Raw genomic sequence first — 23,470 nt, 5'->3', positions numbered from 1 at the left:
TTTTGAGAGAATCGTCGTTCAAAACCTTGCGTCTTCATCGGCCCGCGTCCTGTAGGGGCGAAGCATTCGGACAATAACCTATCGGTGAAAAGGTAGATTTTCTATCCGAATGCTTCGCCCGTACTTATTCAGCAAACCCTAGATAGAGCTTGCTGAATAAATCTAAAAACTCTGTTGGATTGCAGAGAATGACATTTGAGGGAATGAAACAACCCTACCCCACACCCCGCCCCCACAAAAAACTTTTTGCCGCAAACCCTGAGGGCGAAGGCAATTCGCCCCTACAATAATATTATTACGCCAATGGTAGGGCCGCACTGTGGTCAGTGAGTTTATCGAACTGTGTGCGCCCAAAATGTCCTATAGATATTTCGACCAAATTGAGATGCACCCAAATTATCCCTATTCTTCTTCCTTCCACACAAAAACTGGAAGAGCCATCTATTTCACCTATGATAGAACTAACTGGTAGCGACTCCGATAATTTTATGCAAATCACTGTTGATATTCCCGACGAAATCGCCCAGAGATTAGGTCAAACAGGCGATAATTTGGCTCATAAACTGCTGGAAATGGTTATTGCTGATGCTTACCGTGCCGGTATCTTGAGTACGGCCGAAGTTGGACGCATCCTTCAATTACCTTCTCGGTTAGAAACTCATGCCTTTTTAAAGCGGATGGGAGTCTATCTGAATTATGATGAAACTGAACTGGAACGCGATTTGCAAACTCTCAAAGAACTCAGAGCGAAATGATAGTTGTTTCTGACACTTCTCCGATTTGCTACCTGCTCTTAATTGACCAAATTATGATCCTACAAGAACTGTATGAGCTTGTGGTCATTCCTGAAGCTGTAGCTGATGAATTAAAGGCCTCAGAATCTCCATCTATCGTTCGCAATTGGATTGCTAACCCCCCTGATTGGCTCCGGATTGAAATTGTTAGGACATCCTCAAGGTCAGGATTGGAAAAACTCGATCCGGGTGAGCAAGAAGCGATTTTACTAGCAGAGCAAATTGAAGCTGAATTGATTATTTTAGATGACAAAGCAGCGAGGCAAATTGCTTCGGAGCGTGGCTTAAGAATTATTGGACTTTTGGGCATGATCAAAGATGCTGCCCAATTCGGATTGCTCGATTTAAGAGTAACCTTTGAACGTCTCCAAGAAGCTGGCTTTTGGGCTGCACCCAGCCTACTCGAACGACTTTTGCGGCAGCAATAGATGTTCTGACGCTAACTTAAGATTCTTTACCGTTAGATTTTTCTGCTAAAATTATGTACACAACAGTACACAAGCGGGAAAAGCAATAGTCTCTGCTAGAAAAAATCGGAATGGGAGAATTCCGGGATCATCTCGCCAAATATTTGAGTTCTACTACTCCCATCGCCGTCACTTGCCAGGGTCAGACGGTGGGCTATTTCTTGCCGGCACGACTGGAGCCAGTAGATATCGTTTACAAAGACCAAGTAATTTATATCAAGTACATTTTGACTCACGCAGAGTATGACAAAGATGAGGGGAAAAATGACCCTTACTTTGAACCGTGATACCTACGGAAGGTTACTAGCCGAGTATCTACCAAAAGTAATAGAAAACGATGCAGAAAACGAACAGGCTATTAACCTAGCTGAGGCCTTATCTCATCGAGAAAATCGCAGTCTAGAAGAAACCACCTTGTTAAATTTACTCTTGACTTTAATCGAAAAATACGAACAAGATCATTATCCCCTTGAAGAATCAGAACCCCATTCAATACTCTGGGAACTCATGGAAGCTAACAACTTACAAGAAAAAGATTTATCAGATATACTAGGTTCAAAAACAATAGTTTCTGATATTCTTATTGGCCAACAAATAATAACAGAAAAACAAGCTGTAAAGTTAGGACAGTTTTTTCACGTTGACTCAAGTTTATTTTTATCTACTCAGTAAATTTGTGCTATATAGGTGATGCTTGGTTATAACCCTACACCCTACACCCCACACCCTGCCCCCAGGAGAAACTTTTTGCCGCAAACCCTAGTCATGAACTCGACCCATTTGGTCGATTTTTGCTTAACAATTGAGATGGCAAATTCTCCTCAAATATGCCTGAATCCTGGGTAAGCAACTCACATAAAGTTAATTTTGTCAAGGATTGTTCAGATGCGCTTACCCTGCTAAAACCCCAACACCCTAAAACCCTAAAACCCTAAAACCCGACACCCAAGACCCTAATTTAGTGATTTAATAAAACCGACCACTGCTGCAGGAGATAAAAACTATGTGTATTCTCGGTTTTGATCCGGGTAAGGATAAATGTGGGATCGCGGTCAGGTCATCGACGGGGAAAATTTATACCCATGAGGTGATAGCATCGTCACAAGCGATCGAGCGTTTAGCTAGTCTCTGTCAACAATATCCGCTCGAATTATTGGTGATGGGGAACCAAACCACCTCGAAAAGTTGGCGCCAAAAAATTGCCGCTCGTATCACCATCCCGATTACTCTAGTAGATGAACGCAATAGTACCCTAGAAGCGCGCGATCGCTATTGGCAAATGTTCCCCCCCAAAGGATTACAGAAACTCATCCCCCAAGGTATGCGTCTTCCTGATCGCCCCATTGATGATATAGTGGCGATTCTGCTGATCGAACGTCATTTACAGTCCAAATAATGTCACACTACAAAATAGACACAGCAAGGTGAATTGACGATGCTCCTAAGTAAAGGTTTTGAAGTGGAAATGTACACCGGAACAGCAGCCGGAGAAATTATCGGTTTATCCGATCGCATTGTCAAGGATTTAGATGGTTTTGTCCTGGAACCGGATAGTCGTAACGTAGAATATACTACGGCTCCCATGACTAACTATGACCGTCTTTTATGCGCTACTTTAAAACCTCGTCTCGCTCTACGGCGATATTTGCGTCGTTTAGGCGATTATACCCTAATCCCTGGCAGTACCCTCTCCTTGGGCGATAGTCAACATTTTTATCGCAGTGACCCCCACAATCCCTATCATGACTATATTGAACAGACCTACGGCACTAATGTAGTCACGGCCAGTATTCATATTAACGTCGGTATTAGCGATTATGAGGATTTAATGCGTGCCTGTCGCTTAATTCGCCTAGAAGCTCCTTTATACTTGGCTTTAAGTGCTTCTTCTCCCTTTCTCGATGGGAAAATCACTGGGTCCCATTCCCGTCGTTGGCAAGTTTTCCCCCAAACTCCCGCTTATGTTCCCCTCTTTGAAAGTCATAAACATTTTGTCACTTGGACCCAGGAACAATTAAAACTCGGTACGATGCAGAATGTTCGTCATCTCTGGGTGTCAGTACGTCCTAACGGTAGCAATCGTCCCTATAATCTCAATCGTCTAGAATTGCGAATTTGTGACCTGATTGCTGATCCTATTAGTTTATTAGCAGTTATGGCTTTTTTAGAGGCCCGTTTAACTCAACTTTTACAAGCTCCCCAATTAGACCCCTTAATTTTAAGTCAATTACCCAGCAGCAATCGCAGCGAGGATTTATTAACTTTAACCCAAGAAAACGAACAGGCTGCCGCACGTTTTAGTCTTGATGCCACCCTGAGACATTGGTACGATGGCCGGGAAATCTTAGCTAGGGATTGGATTAAAGACCTCTATGTTCAAGTTTATCCGATCGCTAAAGAAAAGGGTTTTAGTTGTTTCCTCTCTCCCTTACAAAAAATCCTCCGCGAAGGTAACACTGCACAACAATGGTTAAAACAATACGACCAAGGTATGGATGTTAAAAGTATTATCAAACAGGCGATTATTACCCTAGAAAAAGAGGAACGAGAGTTAGAACATAAATTATGTCAGCATATTCTAGTTGCGTGAATAATTATTTTAAGGCCATGGTAATTAAACCCTGTTGACCGAGAAGAATTTCCCGCAGCAGCGTACAAATTCCCACCCAAATAATTGGAGAAATGTCAACTCCTCCCAAGGGTGGTATGAGTTGACGCACGGGGATTAAAAAAGGTTCTGTGGGCCAGGCAATAATATTAAAGGGAAAGCTATTTAAATCTACCTGTGGATTCCAAGTCAGCACGATCCGTAAGATAAACAAAAGGGTCATCAACCCTAAGATAATTCCCAATGTCCAACTTAATGCGATCGCTGTGTCCATAGTCTCCAATCCCGTCTTTTTTACCGATTATCTTCCCTAAAATATAACAGTTTTTGTCTCATTTAATCATCCTAATCGCCCCAGCACCCTGCCAGTTATTCTTGTCAACCTCCCGGGTAAAAATGCCGCCAGAAAAAGTCCCCATAGGGCTTGACAAACTAGCTAGACTTGACTTATACTTTTATTATAATGGGAATCCGTGTCGTCCTGGAGACCCTCTCTTTTCAGGCCAGATGCAGAAGTAACTTAAAGATGACAGAATTTCGCATCGAGAAAGACAGCATGGGAGAAATTCCCGTACCTGCCGATAAACTTTGGGGAGCGCAGACCCAAAGATCCCTACAATACTTTAGTATCGGTGATAATCTCATGCCCCGGGAGATGATCGCGTCCTATGCCATTCTCAAAAAAGCCTGTGCAATTGTCAATCAGCAAAAAAATCGTCTCAGTCAGGAGAGAAAAAACCTAATCTGTCAAGTCTGCGATGAAATTTTAGCCGGACAACACGCAGATAACTTTCCCCTCTACGTTTGGATGACGGGAAGTGGCACTCAATTTAACATGAACATCAACGAAGTCATCTCCAATCGTTGCAGTCAACTGACGGGGAATCCTCTGGGGAGCAAAACTCCTGTGGATCCCAACGATCATGTTAATATGTCCCAATCGACTAATGATTCCTTTCCCTCGGCCATGTATATTGCCGTTGCCTTGGCAGTCAAGGAAAAATTAATTCCCAGTCTGCAACTATTACGGAATAGTCTCGATGAAAAGGCGCAATTATGGGCAAATATAGTTAAAATTGGTCGGACTCACCTACAGGATGCCACCCCCTTAACCCTCGGACAAGAATTCTCCGGTTATGTGGGTTTATTGGATGATGGCAGCGATTGGCTAGAAAAATGTCTAGAAAAAGTCTATCGTTTATCCTTGGGAGGAACAGCAGTCGGTACGGGAATTAATGCTCCCCCAGATTTTGATCGAGATGTGGCTGCCGAAATCGCTAATCTGACCAAATTACCTTTTATTACCGCCCCTAATAAGTTTACCGTGCAAGGTTCCCACGATGCTCTAGTTTTCTTGAGCGGGGGATTGAAAACTATCGCTAGTTCCCTGTATAAAATTGCTAATGATATCCGTTTACTTAGCTGTGGTCCCCGTTGTGGATTAGGAGAATTACAGCTGCCGGAAAACGAACCGGGTTCTTCAATTATGCCGGGGAAAGTTAATCCCACCCAATGCGAAGCTTTATCGATGATAGCATTGCAGGTGATGGCTAATGATTTAGCGGTGACGATGGGAGGCGCCGGAGGACATCTGGAAATGAATGTCTATAAACCTCTGTTGATTCATAATCTCATGCAGTCTATCCGTTTGCTCACTGATGGTTGCGGTAATTTCTGTCAGTTTTTGGTGAAGGGGATGACTGCTAATCAAAAACAAATTGAGACTTTTTTAAATCAATCCTTGATGCTGGTGACTGCCTTAAGTCCCGTGATTGGCTACCAAAAGGCTGCCTACGTCGCTCATTATGCCCTAGAAAAGGATTTAACCCTGAAAGTGGCAGCCTTGCAACTGGGATACATCAAGGAAGCGGATTTTGATCGCATTGTTGACCCCGCTAAGATGGTCAATCCCTACGTTGCCGATGGTTAATTCTCTGAGGGGTTGACTGCTGTAAAAATCAGAGGTCGCAGGCAGGCACGGATTCCCATTATACATATAAGTATAAGGCAAGCGGCGGGATTTGTCAAGCCCCGCCGGTGAAAATTTCCGCTAAACTTGGCTAATGATAGCGAAGAAAACAAACAGAAAAACCATAAATGCCCCTGCCATGCGGAAGAAGGATTTAGGAAGATTAATAACTTTCTCCAGTTTCAAGAAACCCACCAGAAAATAAGCGGCGATTGCTAGGAGAATCGGGATAACCACGCGCAAGATTGTGCCAAGTGGACCAGAGAAAAATTCACCGATTTTATAGCGGGGTGTATTTTCTTCCGCATGAGGAGGAATAGTTACACTTGTCCAAGTTTCTCCCCCATCGGTGGAACGAAAAACTGTAGTTTTAGCGCCACCAAAACCGAATAAAGTTTTATCTTGAGCGTAATTAGGAGAAAACTGGACGGAGATACCAGAGGAAGGGATACTATGAATTTTCACTAGGGGTATTTTAGGATCACCAATTGATTTAAAAGTTTCCCCGCCATCGGTAGATTTAAACAAACCATCTCCCTGTAAACTAACTATTACCGTGCGATCATTAGCATAATCAGGAGAGATAGCAATGGTTTCTACTGATGCCTGCGGATTAAACCCTGGTTTCTCTAATTTTGTCCAACTTTTAGCCCCATCTTTGGTGACAAACAAACCAGAAATTGTCCCAGCAAAAATAGTTCCATCACTGGGATAATTGGGAGACATTGCCAACTGCACATTAGAGGTTTTTGATAGGGGGGTTCCTTGGCTGACATTTTTCCAAGTTAGTCCACCATCAACACTTTGATAAATACCCTCTTTTCCCGTGACAAACAAAGTTTTATCCTTAGCAAAATCAGGGGAAGCTACCATGGCAGGGGCATAATTACCAAAAATTCTGCCCACTTCACTGATCTTTTTAACCGTATTTCCTCCATCGGTAGAACGAAATATTCTGCCTTGCTGATTGGTGAGAAAAAGAGTTTTATCCTTGGCAAAATCTGGGGAAGGAACTATCCTCGGACCGCGGACTTTCTGATCGATTTCGATAATTTTCCAGAAATCACCACTGTTATCGGATTTGGCAAATTTATTGCGTAAAAACCCCGCAAAAATAGTTCTATCTTCTCCATAGTTAGGAGAAAAGGCAATGTCAAAGAAACGCCGGGGATCTTGTCCTGATTCTTCGGGATCTTTACCAAGTCGGTAAACCTCTAAACCGCGATTAATTGGTGTCCAAGTTTCCCCTTTATCCCGACTGATGAAGATATTGCCTACATAATTAGCCATGACGACAGTGCCATCCTCGGCATAATTAGGAGAAACCGCCATGGCGATAACTGTTCCCCGGGCTAAAGTTTCTATTTCCTGCCATTGTTTGCCGCTATCTGTGGTTTTAAATAAGCCATTAAATCCCCCTAAAAACATCGTATCTTGAACTATTTTTAAATCCATAAAATGGGGAACTTTATAATCATCAGCCTGTTTATCTTTGGTTAAACCCTCGCTCATTTTTGTCCAACTTTTGCCCCCATCCTGAGAAACATACATTCCATCATACCAAGTGATGGCATAAAGGGTGGAGTTTTGGGCATAGTCGGGAGAAATAACGATGTCTTCGATGATTTTATCCTTAATTCCTTCGTTAACAGCTTGGAAGGTTTTACCATCATCAACGGTTTTAAAAATACCCGCTTCTTTTGTGCCGACAAAAAAGGTTTGATCCCTGTCTAAATTAGGAGAAAAAGCAATTGTATCCACTGCCCCCACATTAGCAGGTAAGGGGAGATTCTGCCAAGTTTTCCCCCCATCGGAGGAACTGTATAATTTACCCTGTTCATCCCCGAAAAAAATTCGATCAGGATTGTTGGGAGTAATAGCTAGAGAGGTTATCAGTGCCGTGGTGGGGAAAATATTTGACCAATTTTGACCGCCATCTTCGGTTAAATAAACCCCTTTTTCTAATCCCACTGCCGCTACTATATTGGGATCGGAAGGGGCAATTTCTACGAAGTTAATAAATTTAGTTTCCAAACCCTGATTAACTTTCTGCCAAGATTCCCCCGCATCTTCACTTTTATAAATACCATCGGATCTTGAAGCTAAATAGAGAATATTTTTATTGAGGGGAGATAGGGATAGGGAACTTAATTCCCCCGTATAATCTAAACCTTGAATTAATCTTGTCCAGTTGCTACCTCCATCCCTAGACTTATAAAAGTTATTTCGCACCAAGATATATACTGTATTATCTGTCTGGAAATCGGGAGAAACTTCCAATTGACTAATTACATCATGGGGACGATGGGCAAAAGCAGCATTACTCCAAAGACAAAAAACTGTAGCGATTATCAATAAAATGAGATTAAACTTGTGGGCGAATCTCAGCAAACTTTGGCGATTAATCATACTTAAACTGCTAATATCGAGGATAAAAATTGACCTAATCTAGCAAAGGGCGATCAAAATTTGACCGAGGGTTCTGTAAGAGTATAGACGAAAATGGCGATTATAACCATTACTAAAATCAGGCTTATTTGCTATCAGCATAGATTAGAACCAATCTCTACACTTTGATTATTGTAGAGACTCATTGCCTTTTGTAACCCTTGTTTGAGACCAAGTTCGATCGCTTTTCTGGACAAGTCTAACACTTTCAAGATCACTTGGTTTTCTTGGGGGGTGAATCGGCCTAAAACGTGGGAAATTGTCGCTTTTTCGGTTGATTTACCGATTCCTATGCGTAAACGAGCGAAGTTTTCCGTGCCAACGTGGGCAATCATTGATTTAATACCGTTGTGTCCGCCAGCCGATCCCGATAGACGGATTCTCAACCGGCCTAGGGGCAGATCCATATCATCGTAAATGACTAAAATCGACTCTGGAGCTAGTTTATACCAGTCCAGCACCGATCGCACCGATTGCCCGGAGCGATTCATATAGGTTTGGGGTTTCAAGAGACGAATTTTGCCCGGGAGAGGACTGTCACCTTCGGCAATAAAACCTTGAAATCGCTTGTTTTCCTGCCAAGATAGCCCCCAATCCCGTGCTAATGAGTCCACAGCTTCAAAACCGATATTATGACGGGTGCGATCATATTTGGGTTCGGGATTACCCAAACCGATAATTAGCTGAGGAATGATTAAATTAGGGGTTTTATCGGAATTCATAGGGGAAAATCGGGTTTTTAACCATGACCCGACTCTTATTATCCCCGAATTAGCACTCCGAGCGCTGGAACAAAGTTTCTAGATAAACCTTGGCACAGCTATTTTGCTCCTCAAAATTCATCCTTTCGGAGGATTGACAATTAAGTAGAAAAAATGATAGAGCCGCCGTAAACACACCATCTTGATCCCAACCGGGGTGAGTTTCTAGATATTGTTGTAGGGATTGGTGGAGGATTTCGGGGATTTCTGCCAAGATACTGACTGATGTATTCATATCGTTTACCTCTAAATCTGAAGTGGGGAAATCCCTGACTGGTGCAGTGGACAGTAAGGACTATTGTGAGCCAAGTTGGGGGGAGTTGCAATATTACCAGATGTAAAGGAATGCTTTAGAAAAACTTAATATTTACGAGCGAATAAGGGTTAGAGCTAGATTTTATTTACTCAACTTAACAATAACTCAGTATCTATCGATGGGAATTTTGACAATCAAGATTAATTTTTTCTAGAAGCAAGTGCCGATTATATCGCTGTTGCCTGTGGAAAAGTCCGGGTAAACTGTGGAAAACTTGGGAGTGAGTGGGGAAATACTGGGGAATGTATGGGGGAAAACATTGGGGAAAAATAAGATTTGCAAATTTTAGTCAGCAGTGGTGCTCAAGACTACTTAGGCACTCTTGCCAGAGTACCTTTTCTAGCTGAATGCTGGCTGCTATGCTTTTACCACCAATACTGAACAGGTAGCTTCTGCCACCACGAGACTACTAACAGAATCTTCGATCACCCGTTGAACTCCCGTTAATCCCCGGCTGCCGATCACGATCAGATCAGCATGATAGATATTAGCTAAACGAATAATTTCCTCCGCTGGATCACCAAAGATGACCTCGATTTCACTAGGGGCAGCAATCTGGGATTGATAGCAGCGCAATTGATCTTCAATGATCTCACGGGAGGGGTGAGGGCGATCCACTGGCGATTCATCTCCCTCCTTGCCGAGGATATGGGTGAGGATGAGGCAAGAATTTGCCGTTAGAGAAAGGTAATTCAAGGAATGAAGGACTCGATCCGATAATTCCCCACAATCTAAGGCAACAACGATATTTTTAAACATTTTGACTAAATCCTGCCACTAAACAAACTTCCAATTAAGATTCCGGAGCAAAAAATCTTTGATTCTGCCATTATGCCTAGATGACAATTTTATCGGTTATTGCGCTCGGTTAAGATTTCGTACCCCGTGGCGGTTACTAAGACAGTATGCTCAAACTGAGCGGAGAGAGCATTATCCATCGTCACCACCGTCCAACGATCGCGCAAAGTTCTGGTATGTTTAGATCCTGCGTTGACAATTGGTTCAATTGCCAGAGTCATCCCGGTGCGGAGTTTGACATTGGGTAACTGATTAGTGCGAAAATTAAATACCGAGGGTTCTTCGTGGAGATTTCTGCCGACTCCATGACCAGTAAAATCTTCTACCACCTGGAAACCGTTAGCTTGAACGTGATCTTCGATCGCTCCCGCAATATCGAGCAGATAATTGCCCGCTTTTACCTGATTTATGCCTTTATATAAAGCTTCTTCCGCTACGCGGATTAATTTTTCGGCTTTGGGAGAGACGGAACCGATCGCGATCGTGATACAGGAATCCCCATGATAACCTTGGTAGTAGGCCCCCGTATCTACCTTTAACACAGAACCGGCCTTGAGGCGTTTTTTCGGGCTAGGGATACCGTGAACGACTTCGTTATCGACGGAGGCACAAATCGAGGCAGGAAAGCCATAATAACCTTTAAAACTGGGAGTAGCACCCATTTCGCGAATACGTTTTTCCGCATAGACATCCAGATCCGCCGTCGTCATCCCGGGTTGAGCGATCTCGGCGATTTCCTTGAGGACTGTAGCGGCAATTTTACCCGCTTGTCGCATAATCACGATTTCTGCGGCGGATTTAGTTTCGATTCCCCGGCGGCTTTTCTGTACTCGCGGCGAACCTACTTGCTCTGGAGTTTTAGTTTCGGGAAAAAGCAGCTTGGTTAGGATGTTCATGGAGAGTTGGCTGTCGAGTCTTTACCTAACTTAGCATTTTCCCAGTGATCGATGACCACTCTGGAGAAATCAAAAATCTTCCCTTAGGTGAGGAGACAGGAGACTCCGAGACAGGAGCAGGGAGCGGGGAGTGGGGAGATGGGGAGGTGGGGAGATGGGGAGATGAGGATAAAAAAGACAAGAGACAACTATCCTAGCCATAAAACCGAAAATTATCGCAAATTTATCTGATTTTTAAGATATTTTGAGCCGATAGCACCTCGAGAACTTACTTTTGCAGGAGAGCTAAGGGACATTTAGAAAAGCTATAGTAGGGAAAAGGCTATTTTTCCGGCGAGGTGACAATTTATGGCAGTCAAAAAAGAGTTTTCCAGTTTTCAGCAACTGTTGCAAACCACTAATCTCCCCGTGTTAGTGGATTTCTATGCCACTTGGTGCGGTCCTTGTCAAATGATGGCTCCGATTCTAGAACAAACGGGAATGTATTTCAAAAATCGCCTACAAATTGTCAAAATTGATACAGACAAATATCCCAATTTAGCTACTAAGTACGGTATTCAAGCTTTACCGACTTTAGTAGTCTTTAAAAATGGTCAACCGATCGATCGAATCGAGGGAGTGGTGCAGGTTAACCAACTGGTTCAACATTTACAAACTCTGTTGTAAGATAATTTTGAACCAGAACTAGGAGTTAGTGCCATGGCAAAGGCGATTTGGAATGGTGCAGTGGTAGCGGAAAGCGATAACTGCGAAATTGTCGAGGGAAACTACTATTTTCCCCCCGATACCATCAAAGCTGAATATTTTCAATCCAGTAACACCCATACCATTTGTTCTTGGAAGGGAGAGGCTAGTTATTATACTCTCAGGGTAAATGGACAGGACAATAAAGATGCCGCTTGGTATTATCCCGATCCTAAACCAAAAGCCCAAAATATTAAAGGATATATCGCTTTTTGGCGAGGTGTGCAGGTTGAGAAATGATCGCCATCTACCCCGGCAGCTTCGATCCAGTTACACTCGGTCATTTAGATATTATCGAACGCAGTGTGCCACTATTCGAGCGAGTAATCGTGGCAGTTCTTTGCAATCCCCATAAAAACCCCTTATTTACCGTCGAAAAACGCATAGAACAGATCAGTTACTGTACAAAACACCTGAAAAACGTTGAGATAGACAGTTTTTCAGGATTGACGGTTGAATATGCCAGATTGAAAGGCGCTAAGGTGCTGTTGCGGGGGTTGCGGGTCCTCTCAGACTTTGAAAAAGAACTGCAAATGGCCCATACCAATAAAACCCTCTGGGAAGGGATCGAAACGGTTTTTTTAGCCACCACCAAAGAATATAGTTTTTTAAGTAGTAGCGTGGTTAAAGAAATCGCTCAATTCGGTGGCTCCGTCACCCATCTAGTCCCAGAAAACGTTTCTAGAGATATTTACTCATACTACAGTTAACATACTAGAATACAGCAATGAGGACGATCTGAACCTATGGCGCGCCGAGAACCTAATGATCGCAGAAAAGCAGTACCTAACACTTCTAATAGTGGGGTTCCCAGTCCACCCGTCGATTTCGATATCTATCAGGATTTGGCGCGTCTGCAAGAGATGATTTTTGATAGTTTCCATATCCCCCTCACCCGTTGGACAATCATCGATGAGGGACAGATAGCTGAACAGATCGATCTCATCTATGAAACCGTGCCACCAGCAGTACAGAAAGCTTTAGCAATTTTGCAGGAAGAACAGGAAATTATCACTAAAGCGGAGGAATACGCTCAACAAGTCCTTCGTTCCGCTCAACAAAGGGCTGCCCAAATTCTCGATGAGTCCGGTATTATTCAACAAGCAGAACGGCAAGCAGCCCAAATTCGTCAACGGGTTCAGCAGGAGTGTGAATCCTTGCAACAACAAACCCTCGATGAAATCGAACAGATGCGTCACAGCACCTTGCAGGAAGTGCAACAGTTACGACAAAAAACCCAAGCTGAATGTCATGAAATTCAAAAAGGTGCTGACGACTATGCCGAAGCGGTTTTAGAACATCTCGATCGAGAATTAGGGGAAATGTTACAAGTTATTCGCAACGGTCGTCAACAGGTAAGATCGAAACCAACATCGTCAAAAAATCTACCCGGAGAACGTCCTTAATCAGTGATCAGTGATCAGTGATCAGTGATCAGTTATCAGATGTAAGTTTTAAGTTAATTAGTTAGTTAGTTATCTTCATCTTTATCCCTGATTACTGTTTACTATTTACCGCTCACTGAAAAGAACCAAACCCCCAATCCCTCACTGATAACTGATAACGGAATTTCATGAATAACCCCTCCTCGAATTCCCATCTATTCGGACGCTTTGTCAGCGGGTTATTCAGCTGGAAAATTTGGTTATTTGTCCAGATATTTCAAGGCAGTAAAAGCTTTTATCGATTCCTGTATCATTATTTATATCGTCGTCCTAAAATCGCTCGCATTCTCGGTAGCGATGTCGTCTATATTCCTGAGAAAAAACTTTATAGCATTCCCCTCGATGTGCTGAAAATGGAGCAGCAAATGGTTAATAGTGATCGCCAGCAGTTGACTTCTATTACTACTTGGAAAGTTAAAACGATTCATCCCACCATCACCGAAACCGAGATACAATTCCACGATATTACCGTCGATTTACAACAGGTACACTTGATTAAATCAGACCTTAATAACTACGATTATACTAATACTCGCCGCTTGGCTCCTCTGGTGAAAACCTTACTTTTTGAAATTAACCCCAAAATTGCCAGTTTAGTAGAAAAGAAAAATCAATTACATAGACTGCGAAATCTGGCCGCATCTTCCGAAATTTTTCATTCACAAACCCCATTATATGATCGAGCAATTAATCAAGTCCAGCTAATTATTGATCAAGCGGAAACTTTGAGACAAGAATGTTTAAAATTTATCCGAGAAACCCTGATCGAACGGGAATTAGTGCAATCCGATATCGATAGCAATCTCGTTGATTTGCCCCTCGATTTTGCCAGTCAATATCAACTAATTCAAGAAAAATATCAACTCTGGAAAGAAGAAGTACAAGCTTATTTTGAATTAAAAGATTCTTCCCTACCTAAAAATTAACTATGACCATCAGTATTCAGTATTCAGGAGTTAGGAGTCAGGAGCCAGTATTCAGGAGTCAGGAGATTATTTTTATTTATTCTCCCTTTTGCATGAGTGCATGAGTGCCTCTCCTGATATGTAGCCTATACTCAACGGATTTAGTATTATGTCTAATTTAACGGCAATTCGTGAACATATTTTTGCTTGGGGAAAACGCACCTATATCATGGGTGTTTTAAACGTTACTCCCGATAGTTTTAGTGATGGGGGAGAATTTGACAATGTTGAAAATGCCCTGCTACAGGCGATGAAAATGATCGAGGCCGGGGCTGATATAATCGATATCGGTGGTCAATCCAGCCGTCCGGGAGCCGAAGAAATTAGCCTAGAAGCAGAATTATCGCGAGTTATCCCCGTAATCACCGCTATTCGACAACAAAGTTCTATTCCTATCTCTCTCGATACTACCCGGGCGATCGTGGCAGCCCAAGGTATCGCCGCCGGGGCCGATTTGATCAATGATATTTCTGGGGGAACCTTCGATCGCCTATTATTGCCCACGGTGGCTAAATTGGCCGTTCCCATCATCCTCATGCACCTGCGGGGCAATCCGCAAACGATGCAATCCCTAACACATTATGATGATTTAGTCAAGGAAATTAAAGAATTTTTACAGAATCGCGTTAAGGAAGCTTTACAGTGGGGCATTGCTAGGGAAAATATTATCATCGATCCGGGGATTGGTTTTGCCAAAACTGGACGACAAAATCTTGAGTTATTGCGAGAATTAGGGCAATTTCGGGATTTAGGTTTACCTATTTTAATTGGATTGTCGAGAAAACGCTTTATCGGCGAGATTACAGGCAAAGATGACCCAAAAGAACGAGTTTTCGGAACGGCGGCGGCCTGTGCTTTAGCGATCGCTAAGGGGGCCGATATCCTGCGCGTCCATGATGTGGCTGCGATCGTAGATGTGAGTAAAGTGGTGGACGCAATCGAGCGAAGTTGAAAATTTTTGCTAGTCTTAGAATCATCCACACTTCGATCGAAATCAGCGATGAATAGCCAACTAACTAGCGATCATTGTATGTTACCCGTGATTCGATCTCCCCGGGATTATCAAGTTTTTCGCATTAGTGCTGGGGATACGAATCGTTTAGCGATCGTCTTCGATTCTACCGTAGCGGGGGATTCCTTGACCGTTTGTGTGGAAATTTTCGATCCCCACGGTCGCACCCCTACCCATCGTCATCATTTTGCCGTAGAAATGTTTTTTATCCTCAAAGGGGAAGGAATGGCTATCTGTGATGGTAAACCGATTCCCCTGGGGCCGGGGGATAGTTTATTAGTCCGTCCCACGGGTATTCACGAGATTAGAAATGTGGGGGACGGAAGACTTTATGCACTATGTTTTATGGTTCCTAATGAGGATTTTTCGGAATTAATTCGTAATGGTATCCCAGAGGAGTTAGACGCAGAAGATTTAGAGGTGTTGATGGGAACTATTAAAGGATAATCAAGCAATACCATCCCTTAAATTTTGGACTTTTTTTCTAGAAAGAGGGCGATAAAAAAGGTAAAGGTTCCTCCCAGAAGTCCGAAGATTAGCCAATTTAATCTTGGATAGCCTTTATTGATAGCGATGACTGTAGCAATGCCACCGATGAGACAATGCCAGAAAAAAAGCAACAAGAATAAATCCAAACTGGGAGAAATATCAGCAATTAGTTTCATATTTTATCAGTAGAGCAATAGAGTTAATTGTTTAGATAGCAAATCTCTAGAATTTTTCCAATGACCGAGTCCCTGACCCGATTTTATGTTTATTTACATCTATAAGTAGGGTTTGCTGAATAAATCTAAAAACCTTGTTGGGTAAGACTTTTAGACTTTTTGTCAATCAAAAAGTACCCGGCATGGGAGTGATCAGGGGGAAAATTCCGGGACTTTTTCCCTGAAAATTAGGTAATTGGCCACCTCAAAACCGGTAAAACCCCACACCCCACCTCCCCCCCCGATGTCGGGGGGGTTGGGGGGGCCACACCCTGCCCCCAGGAAAAACTTTTTCAGCAAACCCTAAGTATTTCTCTTATTTTTTTGTCCAAGGCCATTTTGTTCCCATCTCGGTTAAAGCTGAAAAAAATAGATAGAGAATAAGAAGGGCAACACAAAAGAGAAAAGTCAATAAGTCGTTATTCATCGAGTTATCCCTGATAGGTTAAAGGTCACTGATTCGCTACTATCCATTTGTCCACTACTTAACAACTGCTGTTTTTATAGACTTTTGAAACAGGTTTAATTATTGTTGCTGTTGTGCCAAATAGTTAAGCACTGTTTCCAGAGTTAATTCTAAGCGTTCCGAGATTTGTTGCGGGGTTAAACCGAGGTCTTGCAGTAGAGGAATTGTTTTCAATTTTTGCAAGTTTATTCCCTGTTCAATTCCATCTCCAAAAGCTTCTTGATAGAAACGAGTTTGTTTTAAGTCTTGTAGTTCCAACATAGCTTCAATTTCCTCTCGACTTTTTTGGGGTAATTTATAAATGATTATCGTTTCGATTAAATCAACGACATTTTTCTGCACTAAGCGATCGCTCACTTCTCTTTGAGCCTGTTTAATTAAAATCTTAGCAGAATTAACAGCTTGACTCTCACTTTCAGTGACCAATTTGATCAGAGCGATCGCTAAGGAAGGAGTCTCGTCATTTGCCAATTCATCCAGATAGATTCTTTTAATCCTGTCCAAGGATAACAAGTCGGCAAATTGCTGGGGATGTTCTCGCTCAATTTCTCGACTAGGATAAATAACAACTATCTGCCACGGTGACAAAGGTTTATACTGTCTAAGATACAAGAAAAGTTCTGAAAATAATCGATAATATAGGTCTTCATCCTTTTGAAACTGCACTTCTACCAGATAAAAGGGGGAATTTTCTAGATTATCGAGCGGCAAAAATAAACCATCTAATCGGAAAGCTAGTTGTTTGACTTCTTGGGAAGTAAATCGATAATTGCTAACAATAACATCGGGTTGAGCGATTAATTCAAAGAACGAATCGGGAAAATCGAGAAACATTCGATAAAATATGCTGTCAGTTTTCATGCTGTCACAAAATTACCTGTAATTTCAGCTTAATCCGCCAACAAAAGAGAATTAACCTATGATCATCCCATCGTTTCTGCAACCTGGCGCTAAAGTTTCTCTGGTGGCCACCAGTGGCGCCGTCAAGGAATTAGCCGCCCTAGAAAAAGGCGTAGAAATCTGGCGATCGAGGGGTTATCAAGTGGAATTTAGCGAGAATTGGTCGAATCGTCGCGGTTATCTCGCTGGTAGCGACGAGCAACGTCGTCAAGCTTTAGCCCAAGCATGGCAAGATGCCGATTGTCAAGCAATTCTCTGCGCTAGGGGGGGTTACGGTAGCGCTCGCCTCTTAGAAAATTGGACATGGGCAAAAACTAACCCGAAATGGTTAATCGGTTTTTCCGACGTGACGGGGATTTTATGGAGTTTAGCGAAACAGGGCATTTGTAGCGTTCACGGGGCAGTTTTAACCACCTTAGCCCAAGAAAGTCCCCAATCAATTGATCGCCTCTTTTCTCTTCTGGAAGGTCGTCCTTTAGCCCCTCTTGTCGGTCAAGGTTGGGGTGGGGGCAAAGTGCGGGGACGCTTATTACCAGCTAATTTAACCGTAGCTACCCACCTCCTCGGAACCTCGGTTCAACCCACCCTAGAGGGGGTAATTTTAGCCCTAGAGGACGTAACCGAGGCCCCCTACCGGATCGATCGAATGTTAACTCAGTGGCGAATGCTGGGCATTTTCTCCCAAATTAAAGGCATTGCTCTCGGTCGTTTTAGCCGTTGTCTGGCGGCCTCCGGTAGTGATAGTCAAACCGTAGAGGAAGTCTTAAAAGAGCGTTTGGGCGATTTGGGTATTGCGGTTATTGCTGAGTTACCTTTCGGTCATGATGGCGATAATGCCGCTTTACCGGTGGGAACAATGGTAGAACTGGACGGGGATCGGGGAATCTTAGAATTTTTCTATCCCCAATGATCCACTTTTTTGATAGTATCTTAGAGAAGTGTTAACAAATGTAACAAAAAATTAATTATAGATGAAAGTATTAGTTGTCGGTGCGACAGGAACCCTAGGGCGACAGATCGTGCGTCATGCCATCGATCAGGGACATCAAGTGCGTTGTTTGGTACGCAGTCAGAGAAAAGCGGCTTTTTTGAAGGAATGGGGCGCAGAATTAGTCGGGGGAACCCTACGGGATAAGAGTACCATTATTGCCGCTTTAGAGGGAATGGACGCGGTGATCGATGCCGCTACTGCCCGGGCGACGGACTCAGCCAGCATTAAACAGGTGGATTGGGATGGTAAAGTTAATCTGATTCAAGCGGCCAAAACTGCGGGAGTCGATCGCTTTATTTTCTTCTCGATTCTCAATGCCGAAAAATATCCCAACGTGCCTTTAATGGAGATAAAACGCTGTACGGAGAAATTTCTAGCAGAATCGGGTTTAAAATATACAATTCTGCGTCCCTGTGGCTTTATGCAGGGTTTAATCGGTCAATACGCCATCCCGATGTTAGATAATCAAACGGTCTGGATCACGGGGGAAAGTACGGCAATCGCCTACATGGACACCCAAGATATCGCTAAATTCGCCGTTCGCGCCCTAGAAGTCCCCGAAACCGTCGGTCAATCCTATCCCGTGGTGGGCAGCAAAGCTTGGAAAGCTGAAGAAATTATCGAAGTTTGCGAACGCTTATCGGGTAAAGAGGGGAAAATTTGGCGTTTACCCATGGGATTACTGCGTTTTATGCGGGGAATAAGCCATTGTTTCCAATGGACCTATAATATATCCGACCGACTAGCTTTTGCGGAAGTTCTCGCTAGTGGTCAAGCTCTTGATGCTCCAATGAAAGAAGTTTATCAAGTATTTGGCCTTGATCCGAGTCAAACAACTACTTTAGAATCCTATTTACAAGAATACTTTAGCCGCATTCTCAAGAAGCTCAAGGAAATCGACTTCGAGAAACAAAAAGCTCAGAAGAAGAAGAAAACTCCTTTCAAAAAGAAAGCGTGATTCAGCAGTAGGAAAATTTGTCAATGCCCAAAATCGGCATTATTTACAACGATATTAAGCCTATCGCTTGTAAAACAGCCCATCAGATACAAGATCAGCTACTTTCCCTAGGTTGCCAGGTGTTTATGGCTACTGGCAGCGGTGGCCTGCTAGGCCATTCTAAACCCTCTCGTCCGGTTTGTTTTACCCCGATCGATCAGTTAGTCCCCCCCCACTTCGAGCAAGATTTAAGTTTTGCGATCGTGTTGGGGGGCGATGGTACAGTCCTATCGGCGGCCCGGCAGTTGGCCACCCTCAATTTGCCCCTGTTAACGGTCAATACGGGACACATGGGCTTTTTGACCGAAATTTACCTAAATCAGCTTGAACCCGCCTTAGAACTGGTTCTAGAGGGTAATTACACCATCGAAAATCGCTCGATGATCACAGTGCGACTATTTCGCGAAGATACCCTCCTCTGGGAGGCACTTTCTCTCAATGAGGTGGTCGTCCACCGCGAACCCCTCACCAGTATGTGTCATTTTGAGATTCAAATTGGTGAACACGCGCCCGTCGATATCGCTGCCGATGGGGTGATTCTCTCCACTCCTACCGGTTCTACTGCCTATGCTCTCAGTGCCGGTGGCCCAGTAATAACTCCCGATGTGCCGGTATTACAATTAGCTCCCATTTGTCCCCATTCTTTAGCTTCCAGGTCCTTGGTATTTTCTGACAAGGAAACTGTAAATATTTTCCCAGCAACTGCTAATCGGATGGTGATGGTAGTGGACGGTAATGGCGGTTCTTATATCTTGCCAGAAGATCGAATTAATGTGCAGAAATCCCCCTACAATGTTCATTTTATTCGCCTGCAATCGACGGAATTCTTCCGCATCCTCCGGGAAAAATTAGGTTGGGGTTTACCTCATATTGCTAAACCAACTTCGGTGGAATTACCTTAATCAGTTATCAGTTATCAGTTCACTGATTACTGGTTACTGTTTACTGATAGCTGAATTTATGCTCCCTTTTCGTGCCAAAATAGCTTTTTATTTAGAGGATGTCACCACGGCGATCGGACTGACGGTAAATCTTCTTATCTTGGCATTAATTTTACTATCTTTGGGGATTTATGTGGCTCAAACCTATCCCTTATCCGCCACTTGGCAAATGTGGTTACGTCAGCTTGATTGGGGAATTTTAAGCTTATTTTCTCTAGAGTATTTAATTCGGTTTTGGTGTGCGGAATCAAAACTAGGCTTTATTTTTAATATTTTTTCCATCCTAGATTTATTATCAATTCTGCCCCTATTTTTTGGTTTTTTTGATATTAGATTTTTTAGAATTTTTCGCTGGTTTAGAATTTTGCGAGTGATTCGTTTTTTTGGTTCCGATCTTTCTATTTTTCGGATTAAAACTTCCGATCAGATAGTATTTACTCGCATATTACTAACTCTATTCTCGATTATTTTTGTCTATGCTGGTTTAATTTATCAGATCGAACACCCGATTAATCCTCAAGTCTATCGGACATTTTTTGATGCTTTTTACTTCGCCGTTGTGACTATGACTACCGTGGGATTTGGGGATGTGACTCCCCTTTCTGATGGGGGCAAAATGGTGACAGTTTTAATGATTTTAACGGGAGTTTTGTTAATTCCCTTGCAAATTAGCGATCTGACTAAACAACTATTAAAATCTGGCACTCAAATTGATTATCCTTGTCCAGATTGTGGTTTCCCCCGTCACGATATAGATGCCAATTTTTGTAAAAACTGCGGGGCAGAACTCTTAAAAAAACCTGATTGAGACTAATTCGGGCGAAATTCAGGAGCCGGTCGTCAGGAGATTATTTTTATTTATTCTCCCCACTTCCCCGCTTCCCCACTCCCTCACTTCCCCACTTCCCCACCCCCAACCCATCTAAATGTTAAGTTAAGTATCGAAGAGCGGCCGTTTCATCACCTAGTAGTAATATAATCACTGAGTTATCAACTTTGATCCTTGAGTATGACTGCATTCACCACAACCCCCACCCTTGCCAATTTGCCCGCCAGTGACAGCCGTAGCCGCGTCAGTGAATTTATGAAATCCCTACAGGATGAAATTTGTCAGGGATTAGAAGAAGTGGATGGACAAGCAAAATTTAGCGAAGATAGTTGGCAACGGCCCGAAGGTGGCGGCGGACGTTCGCGAGTTTTGCGGGAAGGGGCAATTTTTGAACAAGCAGGGGTGAATTTTTCGGAAGTTTGGGGGAAAGAATTACCTCCTAGCATTGCCAAACAACGGCCCGAGGCTGCCGGTCATCAATTTTATGCCACGGGAACCTCGATGGTCTTACATCCTCACAATCCTTATATTCCCACGGTTCACCTCAATTATCGCTATTTTGAAGCAGGTCCGGTTTGGTGGTTTGGCGGTGGCGCTGATTTAACTCCCTACTATGCTTTTGAAGAAGATGCTAGTCATTTTCACCGCACTTTTAAACAGGTTTGCGACCAACATCATCCCGAATATTATCCCGTTTTTAAACGCTGGTGTGATGAATATTTTTATCTCAATCATCGTCAGGAAGCCAGAGGCATCGGCGGGATTTTCTTTGATTACCAAGACGGTTTAGACCCTCTCTATCGTGGTCCTTTTGCCGAAAGTGATGCCGCTATCTATTCAGAAAAATTATCTCCCCAACAACCCCGCAACTGGGAAGAAATTTTTAGTTTCATTAATGACTGTGGCCGAGCTTTTCTACCCGCTTACGTTCCCATTGTCCAGAAACGGCACTCGACGGAATACGGTGACAGAGAACGTCAGTTTCAACTCTATCGTCGCGGTCGTTATGTAGAATTTAATTTAGTTTATGATCGTGGCACAATTTTTGGGTTGCAAACTAACGGTCGTACCGAGTCGATTTTGATGTCTTTACCTCCTTTAGTCCGTTGGGAATACTGTTATCAACCTGCACCAAACACCCCAGAAGCAAAACTCTATGATGTCTTCCTAAAACCCCAAGATTGGGTTAATTGGCAAGGTTAAATCAGTTATCAGTTATCAGTTATCAGTTATCAGTTATCAGTTCACTGAAAATACTTCCCACACCCTTGTCAAGTAAATAAATCTAAAAATTTTGGCTAATTTTTGGACACCTCTCCATACTCGTCTGGAAACCACGGTGAAAAAGGGACAATTACTACCTAAAAATGCGTCTCTGTTAGTGGCATTGTCGGCAGGTCAGGATTCCCTCTGTTTAGGGCAATTATTGCTGGATTTGCGCCCTCGTTGGGGTTGGCAACTAGCGATCGCTCATTGTGATCACCGTTGGTCCTCCGACCGAGGATTAGTCACTCATGTGCGGGAAATCGCCGAAATTTGGCAATTACCTGTTTATATTACCACCGCACCCCCCATGGCGGAAACGGAAGCCAAGGCCCGACAATGGCGTTATCAAGCTTTACAAACAATCGCCCAAGAACAGGGTTTTAATTATCTTCTCACGGCACACACGAGGAGCGATCGAGCGGAAACTTTTCTTTATAATCTCACGCGCGGGGCGGGTAGTGATGGACTTTCTGCCTTAACTTGGTTGACAAGTTTAACCCCAGATATTTTTTTAGTCCGTCCCCTCTTAAATGTCACTCGCGGGGAAACTTTCGCTTTTTGTCAAAGTCGAGAATTACCGATCTGGTATGATCGAGCTAATGAGAATTTACGCTATGCTCGCAATCGCATCCGTCTGGAATTATTACCCTACCTGCAAACTAATTTAAATCCCCAAATCGAAAAACATCTCGCCCAAACTGCCGAAATTTTGGAAGCAGAAAGCGATTATTTAGATAGTATTGCCCGGGATATTTTTCGTCAGGTTATCGATCTAGATCAACAAAGACTCGATCGCTCCCCTTTACAAATTCTACCTCTAGCGATACAAAGACGGGTGATTCGTTTATTTTTAGCTCAATATTTACCCTCATCGCCTAATTTTGCCGAAGTTGAGTCAGTGGTTAATCTCATTACTGGTGTTAATCGCGATGCCACTTCCTCCCTAACGGGCAAAATTCGGGTAGAAGTACAACAAAATTGGCTACATATCAGTTATCAGTGATCAGTTATCAGTTATCAGATTACAGTTTTAAGTGGACAGTGTTAGGGGAAAACTTCGCTACTTTCTTTTCACTGATTACTGCTTACTGTTTACTGTTCACTGAAAAACCCCATCTCCCCATTCTAGTTATCTCTAGCTAACTTTTACAGC

The 23,470-nt window shown here is 43.1% G+C and carries 28 protein-coding genes; 20 read left to right on the top strand and 8 right to left on the bottom strand.

Annotated elements, in window-relative coordinates:
• Nucleotides 1-452: 452 nt before the first annotated feature.
• From IM500_RS11230 to gshA, 6 genes are all read left to right on the top strand, one after another.
• The gene (locus IM500_RS11230; protein WP_004163132.1) at nucleotides 453-755 is read left to right on the top strand and encodes a UPF0175 family protein; all 303 of its coding nucleotides are present in this window, start codon (nucleotides 453-455) and stop codon (nucleotides 753-755) included.
• Nucleotides 752-1,222, top strand: coding sequence for a PIN domain-containing protein (locus IM500_RS11225; RefSeq protein WP_125731685.1), 471 nt, complete (start codon nucleotides 752-754; stop codon nucleotides 1,220-1,222). Before IM500_RS11230 ends, IM500_RS11225 begins: the two co-directional genes overlap by 4 nt.
• Nucleotides 1,223-1,314: 92 nt before the next feature.
• The gene (locus tag IM500_RS24760) at nucleotides 1,315-1,548 is read left to right on the top strand and encodes a type II toxin-antitoxin system HigB family toxin (protein ID WP_423202557.1); all 234 of its coding nucleotides are present in this window, start codon (nucleotides 1,315-1,317) and stop codon (nucleotides 1,546-1,548) included.
• A complete protein-coding gene (locus IM500_RS11215) occupies nucleotides 1,514-1,933 on the top strand; it encodes a helix-turn-helix domain-containing protein (RefSeq protein WP_004163128.1) in 420 nt (139 codons plus the stop codon). The genes IM500_RS24760 and IM500_RS11215 overlap by 35 nt, the downstream gene beginning before the upstream one ends.
• A gap of 331 nt (nucleotides 1,934-2,264) precedes the next feature.
• Complete coding sequence (locus IM500_RS11210) at nucleotides 2,265-2,657, top strand: pre-16S rRNA-processing nuclease YqgF (RefSeq protein WP_004163127.1); 393 nt, start codon at nucleotides 2,265-2,267, stop codon at nucleotides 2,655-2,657.
• 39 nt (nucleotides 2,658-2,696) lie between these two features.
• Complete coding sequence (gene gshA / locus IM500_RS11205; RefSeq protein WP_190723533.1) at nucleotides 2,697-3,851, top strand: glutamate--cysteine ligase; 1,155 nt, start codon at nucleotides 2,697-2,699, stop codon at nucleotides 3,849-3,851.
• Between the two features lie 4 nt (nucleotides 3,852-3,855).
• Here the strand turns inward: gshA and IM500_RS11200 are convergent, their stop codons facing one another.
• Entirely contained in the window at nucleotides 3,856-4,143 is a 288-nt protein-coding gene (locus tag IM500_RS11200) for a YggT family protein (protein WP_147069229.1), read from the bottom strand.
• A gap of 252 nt (nucleotides 4,144-4,395) precedes the next feature.
• Here IM500_RS11200 and fumC point away from each other — a divergent pair, with 252 nt between their 5' ends.
• On the top strand, nucleotides 4,396-5,799 hold the full coding sequence (fumC, locus tag IM500_RS11195) for a class II fumarate hydratase (RefSeq protein ID WP_061431054.1): 1,404 nt from the start codon (nucleotides 4,396-4,398) through the stop codon (nucleotides 5,797-5,799).
• A gap of 120 nt (nucleotides 5,800-5,919) precedes the next feature.
• Here the strand turns inward: fumC and IM500_RS11190 are convergent, their stop codons facing one another.
• From IM500_RS11190 to map, 5 genes are all read right to left on the bottom strand, one after another.
• Nucleotides 5,920-8,247 (bottom strand): VPS10 domain-containing protein, encoded by a 2,328-nt coding sequence (locus IM500_RS11190; RefSeq protein WP_190723531.1) that lies wholly within the window; start codon nucleotides 8,245-8,247, stop codon nucleotides 5,920-5,922.
• A gap of 134 nt (nucleotides 8,248-8,381) precedes the next feature.
• A complete protein-coding gene (gene pth, locus IM500_RS11185; RefSeq protein WP_061430600.1) occupies nucleotides 8,382-9,008 on the bottom strand; it encodes an aminoacyl-tRNA hydrolase in 627 nt (208 codons plus the stop codon).
• Between the two features lie 49 nt (nucleotides 9,009-9,057).
• On the bottom strand, nucleotides 9,058-9,282 hold the full coding sequence (locus tag IM500_RS11180; protein ID WP_002800048.1) for a DUF2811 domain-containing protein: 225 nt from the start codon (nucleotides 9,280-9,282) through the stop codon (nucleotides 9,058-9,060).
• Nucleotides 9,283-9,720: 438 nt separating this feature from the next.
• Nucleotides 9,721-10,122: a universal stress protein gene (locus IM500_RS11175; RefSeq protein ID WP_287731690.1), complete on the bottom strand. Its 402-nt coding sequence runs from the start codon at nucleotides 10,120-10,122 to the stop codon at nucleotides 9,721-9,723.
• An 89-nt stretch (nucleotides 10,123-10,211) separates the two neighbouring features.
• The gene (gene map, locus IM500_RS11170) at nucleotides 10,212-11,057 is read right to left on the bottom strand and encodes a type I methionyl aminopeptidase (protein ID WP_287731691.1); all 846 of its coding nucleotides are present in this window, start codon (nucleotides 11,055-11,057) and stop codon (nucleotides 10,212-10,214) included.
• 348 nt (nucleotides 11,058-11,405) lie between these two features.
• On the opposite strand from map, the gene trxA reads away from it, so the two are divergent.
• From trxA to IM500_RS11135, 7 genes are all read left to right on the top strand, one after another.
• On the top strand, nucleotides 11,406-11,723 hold the full coding sequence (trxA, locus tag IM500_RS11165) for a thioredoxin (RefSeq protein WP_045360722.1): 318 nt from the start codon (nucleotides 11,406-11,408) through the stop codon (nucleotides 11,721-11,723).
• Nucleotides 11,724-11,756: 33 nt separating this feature from the next.
• Entirely contained in the window at nucleotides 11,757-12,041 is a 285-nt protein-coding gene (locus IM500_RS11160; protein WP_004163118.1) for a DUF427 domain-containing protein, read from the top strand.
• Nucleotides 12,038-12,511 (top strand): pantetheine-phosphate adenylyltransferase, encoded by a 474-nt coding sequence (gene coaD, locus IM500_RS11155; RefSeq protein ID WP_002758057.1) that lies wholly within the window; start codon nucleotides 12,038-12,040, stop codon nucleotides 12,509-12,511. Before IM500_RS11160 ends, coaD begins: the two co-directional genes overlap by 4 nt.
• A gap of 36 nt (nucleotides 12,512-12,547) precedes the next feature.
• The gene (locus IM500_RS11150; RefSeq protein ID WP_004163116.1) at nucleotides 12,548-13,207 is read left to right on the top strand and encodes an ATP synthase subunit B family protein; all 660 of its coding nucleotides are present in this window, start codon (nucleotides 12,548-12,550) and stop codon (nucleotides 13,205-13,207) included.
• A 167-nt stretch (nucleotides 13,208-13,374) separates the two neighbouring features.
• Complete coding sequence (locus tag IM500_RS11145; RefSeq protein ID WP_190723526.1) at nucleotides 13,375-14,172, top strand: hypothetical protein; 798 nt, start codon at nucleotides 13,375-13,377, stop codon at nucleotides 14,170-14,172.
• 148 nt (nucleotides 14,173-14,320) lie between these two features.
• Nucleotides 14,321-15,163, top strand: coding sequence for a dihydropteroate synthase (folP, locus tag IM500_RS11140; protein ID WP_287738402.1), 843 nt, complete (start codon nucleotides 14,321-14,323; stop codon nucleotides 15,161-15,163).
• A 48-nt stretch (nucleotides 15,164-15,211) separates the two neighbouring features.
• Entirely contained in the window at nucleotides 15,212-15,670 is a 459-nt protein-coding gene (locus IM500_RS11135; protein ID WP_002758047.1) for a cupin domain-containing protein, read from the top strand.
• Between the two features lie 17 nt (nucleotides 15,671-15,687).
• Here IM500_RS11135 and IM500_RS11130 read toward each other — a convergent pair whose 3' ends face one another.
• Both IM500_RS11130 and IM500_RS11125 read right to left on the bottom strand, forming a co-directional pair.
• A complete protein-coding gene (locus IM500_RS11130; RefSeq protein WP_147069235.1) occupies nucleotides 15,688-15,888 on the bottom strand; it encodes a hypothetical protein in 201 nt (66 codons plus the stop codon).
• 565 nt (nucleotides 15,889-16,453) lie between these two features.
• A complete protein-coding gene (locus tag IM500_RS11125) occupies nucleotides 16,454-17,254 on the bottom strand; it encodes an Rpn family recombination-promoting nuclease/putative transposase (RefSeq protein ID WP_287738400.1) in 801 nt (266 codons plus the stop codon).
• 58 nt (nucleotides 17,255-17,312) lie between these two features.
• Between IM500_RS11125 and IM500_RS11120 the strand changes: the two genes are divergently transcribed.
• From IM500_RS11120 to tilS, 6 genes are all read left to right on the top strand, one after another.
• Nucleotides 17,313-18,203, top strand: coding sequence for a S66 peptidase family protein (locus IM500_RS11120; protein WP_190723520.1), 891 nt, complete (start codon nucleotides 17,313-17,315; stop codon nucleotides 18,201-18,203).
• A 61-nt stretch (nucleotides 18,204-18,264) separates the two neighbouring features.
• On the top strand, nucleotides 18,265-19,242 hold the full coding sequence (locus IM500_RS11115; RefSeq protein WP_287738399.1) for an SDR family oxidoreductase: 978 nt from the start codon (nucleotides 18,265-18,267) through the stop codon (nucleotides 19,240-19,242).
• Nucleotides 19,243-19,265: 23 nt separating this feature from the next.
• Nucleotides 19,266-20,183, top strand: a complete 918-nt coding sequence (locus IM500_RS11110; RefSeq protein ID WP_190723516.1) for an NAD(+) kinase — start codon at nucleotides 19,266-19,268, stop codon at nucleotides 20,181-20,183.
• A gap of 58 nt (nucleotides 20,184-20,241) precedes the next feature.
• Nucleotides 20,242-21,030, top strand: a complete 789-nt coding sequence (locus IM500_RS11105) for an ion transporter (protein WP_190723514.1) — start codon at nucleotides 20,242-20,244, stop codon at nucleotides 21,028-21,030.
• A 201-nt stretch (nucleotides 21,031-21,231) separates the two neighbouring features.
• Complete coding sequence (gene hemF, locus IM500_RS11100) at nucleotides 21,232-22,254, top strand: oxygen-dependent coproporphyrinogen oxidase (protein WP_287738398.1); 1,023 nt, start codon at nucleotides 21,232-21,234, stop codon at nucleotides 22,252-22,254.
• Nucleotides 22,255-22,345: 91 nt separating this feature from the next.
• On the top strand, nucleotides 22,346-23,320 hold the full coding sequence (gene tilS, locus IM500_RS11095) for a tRNA lysidine(34) synthetase TilS (protein ID WP_190723510.1): 975 nt from the start codon (nucleotides 22,346-22,348) through the stop codon (nucleotides 23,318-23,320).
• Nucleotides 23,321-23,470: the final 150 nt, after the last annotated feature.

Origin of the sequence: Microcystis sp. M179S2 (assembly GCF_020245805.1) — a bacterium.
Classification (GTDB): Bacteria; Cyanobacteriota; Cyanobacteriia; order Cyanobacteriales; family Microcystaceae; genus Microcystis; species Microcystis aeruginosa.
The sequence above is the reverse complement of the archived record's forward strand: the minus strand, read 5'-3'. Positions and strand labels throughout refer to the sequence as shown.

Bases quoted from the DNA above. Each gene is read 5' to 3' on its own strand.
- IM500_RS11145 (WP_190723526.1), top strand. From the start codon at position 13,375: ATGAATAACCCCTCCTCGAATTCCCATCTATTCGGACGCTTTGTCAGC.
- pth (WP_061430600.1), bottom strand. From the start codon at position 9,008: ATGAATTCCGATAAAACCCCTAATTTAATCATTCCTCAGCTAATTATC.
- IM500_RS11160 (WP_004163118.1), top strand. From the start codon at position 11,757: ATGGCAAAGGCGATTTGGAATGGTGCAGTGGTAGCGGAAAGCGATAAC.
- IM500_RS11115 (WP_287738399.1), top strand. From the start codon at position 18,265: ATGAAAGTATTAGTTGTCGGTGCGACAGGAACCCTAGGGCGACAGATC.
- trxA (WP_045360722.1), top strand. From the start codon at position 11,406: ATGGCAGTCAAAAAAGAGTTTTCCAGTTTTCAGCAACTGTTGCAAACC.
- IM500_RS11135 (WP_002758047.1), top strand. From the start codon at position 15,212: ATGAATAGCCAACTAACTAGCGATCATTGTATGTTACCCGTGATTCGA.
- IM500_RS11230 (WP_004163132.1), top strand. From the start codon at position 453: ATGATAGAACTAACTGGTAGCGACTCCGATAATTTTATGCAAATCACT.
- IM500_RS11175 (WP_287731690.1), bottom strand. From the start codon at position 10,122: ATGTTTAAAAATATCGTTGTTGCCTTAGATTGTGGGGAATTATCGGAT.
- IM500_RS11215 (WP_004163128.1), top strand. From the start codon at position 1,514: ATGAGGGGAAAAATGACCCTTACTTTGAACCGTGATACCTACGGAAGG.
- map (WP_287731691.1), bottom strand. From the start codon at position 11,057: ATGAACATCCTAACCAAGCTGCTTTTTCCCGAAACTAAAACTCCAGAG.
- hemF (WP_287738398.1), top strand. From the start codon at position 21,232: ATGACTGCATTCACCACAACCCCCACCCTTGCCAATTTGCCCGCCAGT.
- IM500_RS11110 (WP_190723516.1), top strand. From the start codon at position 19,266: ATGCCCAAAATCGGCATTATTTACAACGATATTAAGCCTATCGCTTGT.
- IM500_RS11180 (WP_002800048.1), bottom strand. From the start codon at position 9,282: ATGAATACATCAGTCAGTATCTTGGCAGAAATCCCCGAAATCCTCCAC.
- fumC (WP_061431054.1), top strand. From the start codon at position 4,396: ATGACAGAATTTCGCATCGAGAAAGACAGCATGGGAGAAATTCCCGTA.
- folP (WP_287738402.1), top strand. From the start codon at position 14,321: ATGTCTAATTTAACGGCAATTCGTGAACATATTTTTGCTTGGGGAAAA.
- IM500_RS11150 (WP_004163116.1), top strand. From the start codon at position 12,548: ATGGCGCGCCGAGAACCTAATGATCGCAGAAAAGCAGTACCTAACACT.
- IM500_RS11190 (WP_190723531.1), bottom strand. From the start codon at position 8,247: ATGATTAATCGCCAAAGTTTGCTGAGATTCGCCCACAAGTTTAATCTC.
- IM500_RS11105 (WP_190723514.1), top strand. From the start codon at position 20,242: ATGCTCCCTTTTCGTGCCAAAATAGCTTTTTATTTAGAGGATGTCACC.
- IM500_RS11210 (WP_004163127.1), top strand. From the start codon at position 2,265: ATGTGTATTCTCGGTTTTGATCCGGGTAAGGATAAATGTGGGATCGCG.
- IM500_RS11225 (WP_125731685.1), top strand. From the start codon at position 752: ATGATAGTTGTTTCTGACACTTCTCCGATTTGCTACCTGCTCTTAATT.
- coaD (WP_002758057.1), top strand. From the start codon at position 12,038: ATGATCGCCATCTACCCCGGCAGCTTCGATCCAGTTACACTCGGTCAT.
- IM500_RS11120 (WP_190723520.1), top strand. From the start codon at position 17,313: ATGATCATCCCATCGTTTCTGCAACCTGGCGCTAAAGTTTCTCTGGTG.
- gshA (WP_190723533.1), top strand. From the start codon at position 2,697: ATGCTCCTAAGTAAAGGTTTTGAAGTGGAAATGTACACCGGAACAGCA.
- IM500_RS11130 (WP_147069235.1), bottom strand. From the start codon at position 15,888: ATGAAACTAATTGCTGATATTTCTCCCAGTTTGGATTTATTCTTGTTG.
- IM500_RS11200 (WP_147069229.1), bottom strand. From the start codon at position 4,143: ATGGACACAGCGATCGCATTAAGTTGGACATTGGGAATTATCTTAGGG.
- IM500_RS11125 (WP_287738400.1), bottom strand. From the start codon at position 17,254: ATGAAAACTGACAGCATATTTTATCGAATGTTTCTCGATTTTCCCGAT.